General features: G+C 58.2%; 12 protein-coding genes. 6 read left to right on the top strand and 6 right to left on the bottom strand.

Annotated features, from left to right (window positions below; translation table 11 throughout):
• From RYB66_RS12725 to RYB66_RS12715, 3 genes are all read left to right on the top strand, one after another.
• On the top strand, window positions 1-107 hold a 107-nt coding region (locus RYB66_RS12725), incomplete at its 5' end, for a DUF2875 family protein (RefSeq protein WP_316894532.1).
• 167 nt (window positions 108-274) lie between these two features.
• Window positions 275-799, top strand: a complete 525-nt coding sequence (locus tag RYB66_RS12720) for a hypothetical protein (protein WP_316894521.1) — start codon at window positions 275-277, stop codon at window positions 797-799.
• A gap of 285 nt (window positions 800-1084) precedes the next feature.
• Window positions 1085-1420 (top strand): hypothetical protein, encoded by a 336-nt coding sequence (locus tag RYB66_RS12715; RefSeq protein ID WP_316894519.1) that lies wholly within the window; start codon window positions 1085-1087, stop codon window positions 1418-1420.
• A gap of 175 nt (window positions 1421-1595) precedes the next feature.
• Here RYB66_RS12715 and RYB66_RS12710 read toward each other — a convergent pair whose 3' ends face one another.
• Together RYB66_RS12710 and RYB66_RS12705 are read right to left on the bottom strand one after the other, a co-directional pair.
• Complete coding sequence (locus tag RYB66_RS12710) at window positions 1596-2426, bottom strand: mechanosensitive ion channel family protein (protein ID WP_003363993.1); 831 nt, start codon at window positions 2424-2426, stop codon at window positions 1596-1598.
• Between the two features lie 126 nt (window positions 2427-2552).
• On the bottom strand, window positions 2553-3032 hold the full coding sequence (locus RYB66_RS12705; protein WP_005745020.1) for a YajQ family cyclic di-GMP-binding protein: 480 nt from the start codon (window positions 3030-3032) through the stop codon (window positions 2553-2555).
• Between the two features lie 169 nt (window positions 3033-3201).
• Between RYB66_RS12705 and RYB66_RS12700 the strand changes: the two genes are divergently transcribed.
• From RYB66_RS12700 to RYB66_RS12690, 3 genes are read left to right on the top strand one after another with little or no spacing between them, the layout of a single operon-like run.
• Window positions 3202-4122, top strand: a complete 921-nt coding sequence (locus RYB66_RS12700; RefSeq protein ID WP_005745019.1) for a putative 2-dehydropantoate 2-reductase — start codon at window positions 3202-3204, stop codon at window positions 4120-4122.
• Window positions 4123-4166: 44 nt separating this feature from the next.
• Window positions 4167-6203 carry a sensor histidine kinase gene (locus tag RYB66_RS12695; protein WP_005780979.1) on the top strand — a complete coding sequence of 679 codons (2037 nt, stop codon included), beginning with the start codon at window positions 4167-4169 and terminating at the stop codon, window positions 6201-6203.
• Window positions 6204-6218: 15 nt separating this feature from the next.
• Entirely contained in the window at window positions 6219-6797 is a 579-nt protein-coding gene (locus RYB66_RS12690) for a cob(I)yrinic acid a,c-diamide adenosyltransferase (RefSeq protein ID WP_002555034.1), read from the top strand.
• Between the two features lie 182 nt (window positions 6798-6979).
• Here RYB66_RS12690 and RYB66_RS12685 read toward each other — a convergent pair whose 3' ends face one another.
• From RYB66_RS12685 to secA, 4 genes are all read right to left on the bottom strand, one after another.
• On the bottom strand, window positions 6980-7930 hold the full coding sequence (locus tag RYB66_RS12685; RefSeq protein WP_057405153.1) for a Nudix family hydrolase: 951 nt from the start codon (window positions 7928-7930) through the stop codon (window positions 6980-6982).
• Between the two features lie 2 nt (window positions 7931-7932).
• The gene (locus tag RYB66_RS12680) at window positions 7933-8559 is read right to left on the bottom strand and encodes a glutathione S-transferase family protein (RefSeq protein WP_002555036.1); all 627 of its coding nucleotides are present in this window, start codon (window positions 8557-8559) and stop codon (window positions 7933-7935) included.
• A gap of 57 nt (window positions 8560-8616) precedes the next feature.
• The gene (gene argJ / locus RYB66_RS12675) at window positions 8617-9834 is read right to left on the bottom strand and encodes a bifunctional glutamate N-acetyltransferase/amino-acid acetyltransferase ArgJ (RefSeq protein ID WP_004666177.1); all 1218 of its coding nucleotides are present in this window, start codon (window positions 9832-9834) and stop codon (window positions 8617-8619) included.
• A 109-nt stretch (window positions 9835-9943) separates the two neighbouring features.
• Entirely contained in the window at window positions 9944-12685 is a 2742-nt protein-coding gene (gene secA / locus RYB66_RS12670) for a preprotein translocase subunit SecA (RefSeq protein ID WP_005733433.1), read from the bottom strand.
• Window positions 12686-12817: the final 132 nt, after the last annotated feature.

The following is a 12817-nucleotide window of genomic DNA, read 5'->3' as shown; positions in this document are numbered from 1 at the left end:
CCGATGGCAGCCTGACCGTACAAATGGTCCGCCCGCCCGATGAAGCCCGTAAAGCAAAGAACAGCCAGAACCGCGGCGCAGATCCGTTCACCTATGGCTCACCGTAAGTACGAGCCGTGCGAGAGGTGTGTTATTACACCCTTTGTGGCCCTCACGAAATGACCACAGGGCCGAACCTGCACGGAACATGCAACAATGCCGCACGATCAACCCGGGTACCGTGATCCAAAGGGTATGGCTGTCCGGGATGGCGTCCTTTATAGAAGACCTCTCAATGAAAGCATTTCCCCTGCTGGCCACGGCGGCCGTACTGATCTTGTCCGTGGCCGGATGCACGTCGGGCGTAGAAAAAAGCCGTATGCCTAAACCGGTGCACATTACCGTGCAAGTGGTCGATGAAAACGACCAGCCCCTTGCCAATACGGTGGTACGTGTTCAACAAAGCGCACCGGCCGGCGACCGGTTCTTTTGCCTGAACATCGCGCTCTATGGTGGCAGGGGATGCGGTACCTTCAAGGAATGGTCGCTGTTCGAGGGCGATTATCCTGCCAGTGGTTCACTGGACATCACTATCGAGTATTTTGGCGGGCTGAATGTCCAGGTCGTCGAGCCTTGCGATAACACAGACCCCAAGGCCATGCGCCGGTATTCCTTGCTTTCGCTGGCCACCACGGGGCTCATCGACGGCCAGCAGTTCAAGGTAAAGCCGGTGGATAGTCATCTGACGGGGCACAGCGTGGAGTACGGCCCCTGCACGACCCGTCTGCCATCTGTCAAAAGCTTCGACAAACAATTTTGATCGAAGATTGCAGCAAGACAGCGGTGCAGGAAATCGAAGCGCCGGGCTGGGCAAGCTCTTGAATGACCTGGGCTTTGAAGGACTTGGAATAGGAGCGGCGTTTTGACTGCATGAAATACCCGCTTAAAAGGCTAGGACTGGTGCCCACTTAAATTTAAGTGCGTACCATGTCCTGGCTTTGCGGGGCTGGGTAGATGACTTGGCCGGACGCTTACAGAGGTGTGACGTTTCACTATCGAAGAAAAAACCTGCACGCCAACTGGATAGAAAAGCAAGGATCGAACAATGACAACAGAAGCTGAAAATCATATCGGCCACTATTTTCTTCTCACGCTCATTGGCTTGGGAATCTGGCTGCCCATTAGCGGTATAGCCCTTTGTATATACGTGCTTCAAACAGCCAGCAATTTAGGCATGGGAGCGCTGACTGTCGTCGGAACGATATTTTCACTCCTGTGCATAGAGTTTGTCGCAACTGGCCTGTTGCTTATATACGCATATTTGAAGAAACCGTGGAGATGCTCCAGAAAAATCCGAACAGTTTTTTTCATACATGCGTTGGCAGCAGGCCTGACTGCATTTTCAGCCTTTATATGCTTTTTGATCATAAAGCTACAATGAGTCCCAAAAGTCACACCCAAAAAAAATGACTGATCTGTGTAGACGCAATATTCAAGAAGCCGATGATGAGTCGGCTATAAACGCGACACTCGCCACAAAAGACTAACCTTTAACGAACGCATACAAAAAAGCCCCGACTCTCACAAGCCAAGGCTTTTTCATACCGCACAAACCACTATTCCTGAACCACCCGCACAATCCGTTGCGGCAATGGAATCTCGATGCCTGCGTCCTTCAAGCGGTCGCGTGCTTCGATGTTGAACATCGACGTCACGTCGCCCATGTCGCCACTGCTGGTCCAGACACGCAGGGACAAGGTAATTGCGTTCTCCCCCAGCGCTGCCACCACGGCCTGTGGGGCCGGGTCCTTTAGTACGCGTGGGTCGTCTGCCATGTCCAGCAGGACCTGCAATGCTTTCCTCAAATCCGCATCGTGGCTGACGCCGATATCGAAGGTGATCTTGCGGGTTGGCTGACGGTTGGTGTTGGTGATGATGCCGTTGGACAGGTTGCCGTTGGGAATGATCACCGTACGGTTGTCGCCGGTGCGCAGCACGGTGTGGAAGATCTGGATGTTGTCGACAGTTCCCGACACACCCTGGGCTTCGATCCAGTCACCGATACGGAACGGACGGAACAACAGAATCAGCACACCACCCGCAAAGTTCGCCAGGCTGCCTTGTAATGCCAGACCAATCGCCAGGCCGGCAGCACCGATAGCGGCCACGAACGAGGTAGTTTCGACGCCGATCATCGACGCGACGCTGACCACCAGCAGGATTTTCAGAATGATGTTCGCCAGGTTGCTGACGAAGCCCTGCAAGGCCAGGTCGGCGTGTCGCAAGGCCAGCAACGCGCCCAGTTTTCCGGTCAGCCGGTTGATCAGCCACCAGCCCACACACAGCGTTACGACTGCCAGCAGCAAGCGGCTGCCGTACTCCATGATCATCGGAATCCAGGCCTGCGACGCTTGCCACAGATGACCGACTTCTGCGTTTAAATCCATCGTTATCTCCTTACCCGCCATGAACTGCCATCGAAACCACGGCGGCCTGCCGTCATTTCAATGCTCAAGGCGATTCGGACTGGCCGGGGGACGCAGGGTTCCCCGGCTTTCAGTGCAAATAAAATATTAGTCGCGGAAGTTGTTGAATTGCAGCGGCATGCCCGAATCATAGGCACGCAGCGCTGCGATCGCTTCTTGCAGGTCGTCGCGTTTCTTGCCGGTAACCCGCACCTGCTCGCCCTGAATGGCGGCCTGGACCTTGAGTTTGCCCTCTTTGATATGGGCGACGATTTTTTTCGCCAGTTCCTTGTCGATGCCTTCGCGCAGGGTGACTTCCTGCTTCATCAGTTTGCCCGAAGCGTAGGCATCCTTGATCTCGAGGCATTTTGCATCGATCTTGCGTTTGACCAGCGCCAGCTTGAGGATTTCGATCATGGCCTCCAGCTGAAAGTCTGCTTCTGCGGTCAGCGTGACAGTCAGTTCCTTGAACTCGAACGTGCCTTTGCCTTTGAGGTCATAGCGACGGTCCAGCTCTTTGATGGCATTGTCGACGGCATTCGTGACTTCGTGTTTATCCAATTCGGACACTACGTCGAACGAGGGCATGTATGTTCTCCAGATAAACGGCGTGCGCACGATTCGGGCACGCGTGACTTGACGGTTTGAAAGAACGCTCATTATAACGAGACTTTTCCTGCATTCACTGTGAGCCTTTCATGCACATCCTTGTTTTCACCTTCAGCAGACCGCTTCAACGCCTTAACGTGCCTCACTGATGGCGGTGACATGGCATGTTCTCGGCGCGGGAAGTCTGGGCACTCTGTGGGCGGCGCGACTGGCGCGCGCAGGTCTGCCGGTGCGGCTGATTCTTCGCAATGCTGAACGGCTGGCGGCTTATAACACCAGTGGCGGTTGCGTGACACTGGTCGAAAACGATATCGCCCACACGTACTCGGTCGAAGCACAGACCGCCGAACATCACCAACCCATCGAGCGGCTGCTGGTCGCCTGCAAGGCCTACGACGCTGAGCAGGCTGTTGCGCAGTTGGCACCGCGTCTGGCGGCACATGCCGACGTCATCCTGCTACAAAACGGCCTGGGCAGTCAGGACGCTGTGGCTGCAAGAATCCCCCACATCCGCTGCGTGTTCGCCTCCAGCACTGAAGGCGCGTTTCTGGAGTCGGACTGGCGTGTCAGGTTAGCTGGCCACGGTTTCAACTGGCTTGGCGATGTATCGAACCCGACGGCACCCGCACTTCTGCAGGACTTGCACGCCAGTGGCATTCCCCACGAATGGACACCGGACATCCTGACGCGGCTGTGGCGCAAGCTGGCCCTGAACTGCGCGATCAACCCGCTGACGGTCCTGCACGACTGCCGTAATGGTGGCCTGCTCGAGCACGCCTGCGAGGTCGCAACACTGTGCGCCGAGCTGAGCGATTTGCTGGGCCGCTGCGGCCAGCCAGCGGCAGCGCATGACTTGCATGCTGAAGTGCTGCGGGTCATTCATGCAACGGCAGCCAATTACTCATCCATGTATCAGGATGTGCTTCACGGGCGACGCACCGAAATCAGCTACCTGCTGGGTTACGCGTGTGCGGCAGCCGTGCGTCATCGCTGTCCGGCAGCACACCTGCAGCAATTGCAGACACGTCTGACAGCCCATCTGGCACACAAGGGTTTGCGTACTGACTAGCGCGCGCTACCCTGCTCGCATCACATGTCACTGCGACCTTCCCAATGCCTTTGCGCCAACGCCTGGAAAACCTGCCGGTAGGTCAGAAACTGCTGGCCGCCCTGCTGGTCCTGATGACCACCGTGCTGCTGGTTGCGAACCTGACCTTCATCAGCGCGGCTTATTACATCTCTCAGGAAGCGATGGCCCCGCAGGCCCTGCAGACCATTGGCCGTCTGATCAGCAGCGCCAATCTCAACGAGCGCGCCTTGAACTCGCCTGCCGATGCGCGTGCCTTGCTCAAGGAACTCAAAAGCTACGGCCCGCTACGTGCAGCGGCCATATACGACAACGACGGAGAGCGACTTGAGCAGATGCAACAGGGCGAGGGCCTGCAACTGCCCAGACACTACAAGGACCTCGAAAGCTGGCGGCTTACTGAATTTCGCAGCACGCAGGTCATTACCGTACCGAAAGGCGACGAACCGCCCGGGCACATGTTACTGGTTGCCAGCAGCGAGCTGCCTCCCGCGTTCTACACCGGCACACTGACCGCGAGTCTGGGCATTCTGGTGTTCAGCGTATTGCTGTGGCTGGTGGTGGCCCGGCAGATCCGGCGCTTGATCACAGAGCCCATTTATCAGTTGGAAGAACTGTCGCGGCAGGTCACCCGCGAAGAAAACTACGCACTGCGCGCAGAGCCTGGCAACGAGGATGAAATCGGCAGTCTGGCCGAGGCATTCAATACCATGCTGTCGCGTATCGAAGCGCGTGAGCAACAACTCAAGCGCGCTCGAGATGACTCCCAGGAAGCTTACGATCAAGCACAGGGGCTGGCCGAGGAAACCCGCCACACCAACCGCAAACTGGAACTGGAAGTCCAGGTGCGCAGCAAGATCGAGAAGAAGCTCACCGGCTTTCAGAACTACCTCAACAGCATCATTGATTCGATGCCCTCGGCGATGATCGCGCTGGACGAGCAGCTGTACGTCACCCAGTGGAATCAGGAGGCGACAGCGCTGTCCGGAACCACGCTGGACGAAGCGTTGAACCAGCCGATCTTTCTGGCCTTCGAGCCGATGCGCTCGTTTCTGCCGCAAATCAAGCACACCGTCGAGCGCCACAGCGTGACCAAGATCGAGCGCGTGACCTGGATCAAAAACGACGAGTCGCGCCACTATGCGCTGACGTTCTACCCGCTGACCGGCGATGCCGGGCGTGGCGTGGTGATCCGTATCGATGACATCACCCAGCGTATATCGCTGGAAGAAATGATGGTGCAGTCGGAGAAGATGTTGTCTGTCGGCGGTCTGGCAGCGGGCATGGCCCACGAGATCAACAACCCGTTGGGCGCCATTCTGCACAATGTGCAGAACATCAGGCGGCGTCTGTCCCCGGAACTGCCGAAGAACATTGAGCAGGCCGAAGCCGACGGTATCGATCTGGCGCAGGTCAATCATTATCTGGAAAGCCGCGAAGTACCAAAACTGCTCGATGGCATCCAGCAAGCGGGTGCCAGGGCAGCAAAGATTGTCAGCCACATGCTCAATTTCAGCCGCTTGAGCAGTCGTCAGCTGTCAGCCTGCGACTTACCGGCATTGATCGATCAGGCAGTGGAAATTGCCAGCAACGATTTTGACCTGACAGTCGGTTTCGACTTCAAGGGCCAGCACATCATCCGTCAGTTCGACCCGGAACTGGGTCCGGTACCGTGCATCGCCAACGAACTGGAGCAGGTGCTGCTGAACCTGCTGAAGAACGCCGCCCAGGCCATTCACCAGCGCCCGGAGAGCGAGGAGCCTGGACGCATCATCCTGCGTACCCGTCTCAACCCGCCCTGGGCCGAAATTCAGGTGGAGGACAACGGCATCGGCATGTCCGAAAACGTCCGAAAACGTACTTTCGAACCGTTCTTTACCACCAAGGAAATCGGCCAGGGCACCGGGCTGGGTCTGTCGGTGTCGTATTTCATTGTTACCAATAATCATAAAGGCCAGATGGAGGTGCATTCCTCTCTCGGCACAGGCACCTGCTTTACGCTGCGTCTACCGTTGGTGGCCAACCAGGTAAGCGTTCAGCAGCAGGTTATTTCCAAGTCTTGATCAGGAATCGCAGCAATGGGCTTTCGTTTGTCGAAGATTTACACACGCACCGGTGATGCCGGAGAGACCGGTCTGGGCGACGGTCGACGGGTGTCCAAGGATCATCCGCGCGTCGAGGCCATTGGTGAGGTCGATACGCTCAACAGCCAGCTCGGCCTGTTGCTGGCCGGACTGATTGATGAGGCCAAAAGCGTGCCGGCTCTCAACGAAGTGATCGAGGTGCTCGCGCCTTGCCAGCATCGGCTGTTCGATCTGGGCGGTGAACTGGCGATGCCAACTTACAAAGCGCTGAAGGACGCTGAGGTCGAGCGGCTGGAAGCGGCAATCGATGTGTGGAATGAAGAGCTGGGGCCGTTGGAAAATTTCATCTTGCCAGGCGGCTCATCGCTTATCGCTCAAGCGCACATCTGCCGCAGCCTGGCGCGCAGTGCCGAACGCCGTTGCCAGCATCTGAATGCGGTCGAGCCACTGGAAGGCGCCGGGCTGGCGTACATCAACAGGTTGTCGGATTTGCTGTTCGTCGCTGCTCGATTGATCGCCAGAAGACAGGGCATTGCGGAAATACTCTGGCAGCCCGCGCCCAAGCCGGTTTGATGAGCATCCGAATGGCTGCGCGGCGCAGATTTGTGACGCGGAGCGTTTTCACGTTGAAGCGTAGGGGCATTTGTGGGGAGCGGACCGGGCGACGCTTCGCGGACAAGTCCGCTCCCACGGCCTTCGGCCATAGTCAAAAGCGGACGTGTATAACGATGAGTGCTCTGGGTCAGCTGTGCGACTCAGACGATTTCGTCAGGCCAGAACGCGCGGATCCCGGCCACGCCCTGTGCGCCGCTTTCCCAGGCCTGCTGACGCTCGGAAGGGCCAACGCCGCCCAGCAGAAAAACCGGTTTGTTAAAGCCTGCAATCAGTTGCGCCGCCTGCTGCCAGCCCAGCGGCTGTGCATCGGGATGAGTCAGGGTGGGCTGAACCGGTGACAGGGTGACGAAATCCACGCCCATCTGCTCTGCCAGGGCCAGCTCTTCGGCGTTATGGCACGACGCCGCCAGCCAGCGGTTCTCAGGGAACGGACGTCCACGACTGGCGTACTTGCGCAGTTGCTCCGCCGTCAGGTGCCAACCGGCGGACGGAAAGTCGCCCAGCCACTCCAGAGGCCCTTTGAGCATAAGCTGCGCCTTGCCCGCACACAGCCCGGCCGCATCCACGGCCAGATCGCGATACTTCGGGTCATAGCCACCCGGGGCCCGCAACTGGACCAGCTTGATACCGCCTGCGATGGCTTTCTGCATACCGCGCAACAGCTCGATATTGTCCAGCCCGTCAGGCGTGATCAGATACTCGCCGGGCAAACGTGCCGCAGCGACAATCGGCTGGTTGGCGGCCGGAAAGTCGTAGTCAGGCAGCTCTCGCGGAGCCGCCCAGACCAGTGGCTGCCCTTCTGCACCATGCGGCTCGCCGGTAAATGCCGAGACTTCCCAGACGTCCAGCAGCACCTGCTTGTCCGGATAGTCGTGACAAACCTTGATCAGCGGACGTGCCGCCGTCACCAGGATGCCCAGCTCTTCCTGCAGTTCACGTGCGAGTGCGGCCTGAACGGTCTCACCCTCTTCGACCTTGCCACCGGGAAACTCCCAGAGGCCACCTTGATGCTGAGTGTCGGCACGTCGGGCAATCAATATACTGCCGTCAGCGCCACGAATGACGGCGGCAGCCACATGAACTCGTTTCACGATCAGGACTCCTGCAGGCCTGCCTGCTGCCAGCGCTTGAAGGCGGGCCACTGGTAGATGGTTTCGATATACGCCAGTGCCTCTGCCGGCAACTGGACGTGATAGCCGCGCAGACGAATAGCCACCGGTGCGAAGAACGCATCAGCAATGCTCGGCTTGCCAAACAGAAAAGGACCACTTTCGGCAGCAGCAGCGCGACATTCGGCCCACAGCTCGACGATACGGTCGATATCGTTCTGGGTATCGACCGTGATCACTTCCAGCGCCTTATCCTGACGCAGGTCCATTGGCATGTTCGAGCGCAGATTGACGAAACCGCTGTGCATCTGCGCACACGCCGAACGGGCCTGGGCACGGGCAGCGATATCACGCGGCCACAGCTCGACGTCCGGGAAGCGCTCGACCAGATATTCACAGATCGCCAGCGAATCGATGATCGTGCCGTGCTCACACTGAAGCGCAGGCACCTTGCCGGTCGGCGAATACTTGAGAATATTCTCGCGGGTGTCCGGCAGGTTCAGGCGGATGACTTGATCGGTGAACGCAGCACCGGTCATTTCCAGCACCAGCCAGGGACGCAGCGACCAGGAGGAATAGCGTTTGTCGCCGATAATCAGATGCAGGCTCATGGTTCAGCTCCATTGAGCCCGGCGCGAGAGCAGGATGCCCGCGCGCCGGGCATTGAATCAGGTGCGATATTCCGCGTTGATCTTCACGTATTCGTGAGAAAGGTCGGTGGTCCAGATGGTTTCGCTGCAATCACCGCGACCCAGCTCGATACGAATGGTGATTTCTTCTTCGGCCATTACCGCCGAGCCCTGCTCTTCGGTGTAGGTCGTGGCGCGGCAGCCCTGGCTGGCAATGCATACGCCGCCCAGGAATACGTCGATCTTGCTCACGTCCAGGTCCGGCACGCCAGCGCGGCCGACAGCCGCCAGAATACGCCCCCAGTTCGGATCGGAGGCGAACAGCGCGGTCTTGATCAGCGGCGAGTGGGCCACGGCATAACCGACGTCCAGGCACTCCTGATGATTGCCGCCACCGTTGACTTCTACCGTCACGAACTTGGTCGCACCTTCGCCATCACGCACGATGGCCTGAGCGACATCCATGCACACGTCGAACACGGCTTTCTTCAACGCGTCGAACAGCGGGCCCTTGGCCTCGGTGATCTCGGGCAAATCAGCCTGACCGGTGGCAATCAGCATGCAGCAGTCGTTGGTAGAGGTATCGCCATCGATAGTGATGCGATTAAAGGACTTGTTGGCACCGTCGCGAATCAGGTCCTGCAGTACGCTCTGCGACACTTTGGCGTCGGTGGCGATGTAGCCAAGCATGGTCGCCATGTTCGGGCGAATCATGCCTGCGCCTTTGCTGATGCCGGTCACGGTGATGGTCACGCCATCGTGGGTGAACTGACGGCTCGCGCCTTTGGGCAGGGTGTCGGTGGTCATGATGCCGGTCGCCGCAGCGGCCCAGTTATCCACAGACAGATCATCAAGCGCGGCTTGCAGCGCGCCTTCGATCTTTTCCACAGGCAACGGCTCGCCGATCACGCCCGTTGAGTAAGGCAGCACTGCTGATGCATCGACGCCGGTCAGTTGCGCCAGCTTTTCGCAAGTACGTCGCGCAGCAACCAGACCTGGTTCGCCCGTGCCCGCGTTGGCATTGCCGGTGTTGGTCAGCAAATAACGCACCGTCCCCTGAACACGCTGTTTGGCCAGAATGACCGGCGCGGCGCAGAACGCATTCAAGGTGAATACACCGGCAACGCTGGAGCCTTCGGCACAGCGCATGACCACAACATCCTTGCGCCCCGGGCGTTTGATGCCGGCAGAAGAAATGCCAAGTTCAAAACCGGGAACCGGGTGCAACGCAGGCAAAGGACCAAGACCAACAGCCATCGGGGTGCTCCTCAAGGAGTATGGCGCCGTCCGCATCGGTACGGCGATCAATGAAAAAACGCCGCGACGGGCAAGCCGGTCGCGGCGCAGGTATTACACAGTCAAAGGCTTAGTTGATCTGGCCGTGACAGTGTTTGAATTTCTTGCCCGAACCACACCAGCACAGCTCGTTGCGACCCAGTTTCTGGTCGTTGCGGACCGGCTCGGATGCGACGGCTACAGGCGCTTCGCCCCCCTCTTCATCCGGCAGCGGCTGGTCGATGCCCGGCGCAGGAGCGTGTTCGAACTGCATACGACTGGCCAGTTCTTCGGCTTCCTGACGCAGGCGCGCCTCTTCTTCCTCTGGATCTTCGCGACGAACCTGAACATGCGAAAGTACACGGATGGTGTCGCGCTTGATCGAATCCAGCAGCTCCTGGAACAGCGTGAAGGACTCGCGCTTGTATTCCTGCTTCGGGTTCTTCTGAGCGTAGCCGCGCAGGTGGATACCGTGACGCAGGTGGTCCATGGTCGACAGGTGATCTTTCCACAGGTCGTCCAGCACGCGCAGGAGGATCTGCTTCTCGAAGGAACGCAGGGCTTCGGCGCTGGCCTGGTCTTCCTTCTCGTTGTACGCCACCAACAACTGCGCCATGATTTTTTCGCGCAGGCTGTCTTCGTGCAGGTTGTCGTCTTCGTCCAGCCACTGCTGGACGGGCAGTTTGACGGCAAAGTCGGTGTTCAGCGCGGCTTCCAGACCGGCAACGTTCCACTGCTCCGGCAGGGATTGCGGCGGAATATGCTGACTGATGAGATTGTTGAGCACTTCCTCACGGAAGTCAGCGATGGTCTCACCAATGTTCTCGGCAGCCAGCAGCGTGTTACGCATGTGATAGATCACTTTGCGCTGCTCGTTGGCCACGTCATCGAACTCGAGCAATTGCTTGCGGATGTCGAAGTTGCGACCTTCCACTTTGCGCTGCGCTTTTTCGATGGCGTTGGTCACCATGCGGTGCTCGATAGCCTCACCGGACTGCATGCCCAGCGCCTTCATGAAATTCTTCACGCGGTCCGAGGCGAAGATACGCATCAGGCTGTCTTCGAGCGACAGGTAGAAACGGCTGGAACCGGTGTCACCCTGGCGGCCGGCACGGCCACGCAGCTGGTTGTCGATACGGCGCGATTCGTGGCGCTCGGAGGCAATAACGTGCAAGCCACCCGCTTCGATCACCTGCTGATGGCGTTTCTGCCAGTCAGCCTTGATCTGTGCGATCTGCTCAGGGGTCGGATCTTCCAGATTGGCGACCTCTACTTCCCAGTTACCGCCCAACAGGATGTCTGTACCGCGACCCGCCATGTTGGTAGCAATGGTCAAAGCACCCGGACGACCGGCCTGCGCGATGATTTCTGCTTCTTTTTCGTGGAACTTGGCGTTCAGAACCTTGTGATCAATGCCTTCCTGCTTGAGCAGGTTGGACATGTGTTCGGAGGTTTCGATGGTCGCCGTACCTACCAGCACCGGACGGTTCTCTGCAATGCAGGCCTTGATGTCGGTAACGATGGCTGCGTACTTCTCTTCCGCCGTCAGATAGACGAGGTCGTTGAAGTCTTTACGCGCCAACGGCTTGTTCGGCGGGATGACCATGACGGCCAGGTTGTAGATCTGGTGGAATTCGAACGCTTCGGTGTCAGCCGTACCGGTCATGCCGGACAGTTTGTTGTACAGACGGAAGTAGTTCTGGAACGTGGTCGATGCCAGGGTCTGGCTTTCGGCCTGAATGTTCAGGTTTTCCTTGGCTTCGATGGCCTGATGCAGGCCCTCGGACAAGCGACGGCCCGGCATGGTGCGGCCGGTATGCTCGTCGACCAGCAGAACCTGGCCGTCTGCAACGATGTACTCGACGTTGCGGTTGAACAGTTTGTGCGCACGCAGACCGGCATAAACGTGAGTCAGCAGGCCCAGGTTGTGAGCCGAGTACAGGCTCTCGCCTTCAGCCAGCAAGCCGACTTCGGTGAGCATTTCCTCGATGAACTGGTGACCGGCTTCGTTCAGCTCAACCTGACGGGTTTTCTCGTCAACGGTGAAGTGGCCAGGTTTGGTGACTTCGCCTTCCACTTCCTCGATATGCTGCTCGAGCTTGGGGATCAGGCGGTTGATTTCGGTGTACAGCTTGGAGCTGTCTTCGGCCTGACCGGAGATGATCAGCGGCGTACGCGCTTCGTCGATCAGAATCGAGTCGACTTCGTCGATTACGGCGAAATTGAGTTCGCGCTGGAACTTGTCGTCCATGCTGAACGCCATGTTGTCGCGCAGGTAATCGAAGCCGTATTCGTTATTGGTGCCGTAGGTGATGTCGGCAGCATAAGCAGCGCGTTTTTCTTCCGGCGGCTGGAATGGTGTGACGATGCCTACGGTCAGACCGAGGAATTCGTACAACGGACGCATCCAGTTGGCATCTCGGCGAGCGAGATAGTCGTTCACGGTGACTACGTGAACGCCCTTGCCGGAAAGCGCATTGAGGTACACAGCCAACGTACCGACCAGGGTTTTACCTTCACCGGTACGCATTTCCGCGATCTGACCTTCGTGCAGGGTCATACCGCCGATCAACTGAACGTCGAAGTGGCGCATGCCCATGACGCGCTTGCCCGCTTCACGAGCGACAGCAAAGGCTTCCGGCAGTAATTGATCGAGGGTCTCGCCTTTGGCTATGCGGGCCTTGAACTCTTCGGTCTTGGCGCGCAATTGCTCGTCCGAAAGGGCCACCATTTGCTCTTCGAAGGCATTGACGATCTGTACCGTCTTGAGCATGCGTTTTACTTCACGCTCGTTCTTGCTTCCAAAAAGTTTTTTCAACAAAGGCGCAAACATATCGACAGGATCTTCCACACATAGGAATGGAGGGCGGCCCCGTGAGTCGCCCGTGCAGCCCAGATGGCCGCATGCGAACGAGCATTCTACCCGGAAACGATGGTGAGGAAAGTGGCGTTATTCCACGATGCT

It is taken from the genome of Pseudomonas syringae group sp. 243L2, from assembly GCF_032587875.1.
Lineage (GTDB): Bacteria > Pseudomonadota > Gammaproteobacteria > Pseudomonadales > Pseudomonadaceae > Aquipseudomonas > Aquipseudomonas amygdali.
This window is presented reverse-complemented; position numbering and strand designations above follow the sequence as displayed.

Bases quoted from the DNA above. Each gene is read 5' to 3' on its own strand.
- RYB66_RS12680 (WP_002555036.1), bottom strand. From the start codon at position 8,559: ATGAGCCTGCATCTGATTATCGGCGACAAACGCTATTCCTCCTGGTCG.
- RYB66_RS12705 (WP_005745020.1), bottom strand. From the start codon at position 3,032: ATGCCCTCGTTCGACGTAGTGTCCGAATTGGATAAACACGAAGTCACG.
- RYB66_RS12720 (WP_316894521.1), top strand. From the start codon at position 275: ATGAAAGCATTTCCCCTGCTGGCCACGGCGGCCGTACTGATCTTGTCC.
- RYB66_RS12690 (WP_002555034.1), top strand. From the start codon at position 6,219: ATGGGCTTTCGTTTGTCGAAGATTTACACACGCACCGGTGATGCCGGA.
- RYB66_RS12715 (WP_316894519.1), top strand. From the start codon at position 1,085: ATGACAACAGAAGCTGAAAATCATATCGGCCACTATTTTCTTCTCACG.
- argJ (WP_004666177.1), bottom strand. From the start codon at position 9,834: ATGGCTGTTGGTCTTGGTCCTTTGCCTGCGTTGCACCCGGTTCCCGGT.
- secA (WP_005733433.1), bottom strand. From the start codon at position 12,685: ATGTTTGCGCCTTTGTTGAAAAAACTTTTTGGAAGCAAGAACGAGCGT.
- RYB66_RS12710 (WP_003363993.1), bottom strand. From the start codon at position 2,426: ATGGATTTAAACGCAGAAGTCGGTCATCTGTGGCAAGCGTCGCAGGCC.
- RYB66_RS12700 (WP_005745019.1), top strand. From the start codon at position 3,202: ATGGCGGTGACATGGCATGTTCTCGGCGCGGGAAGTCTGGGCACTCTG.
- RYB66_RS12695 (WP_005780979.1), top strand. From the start codon at position 4,167: ATGCCTTTGCGCCAACGCCTGGAAAACCTGCCGGTAGGTCAGAAACTG.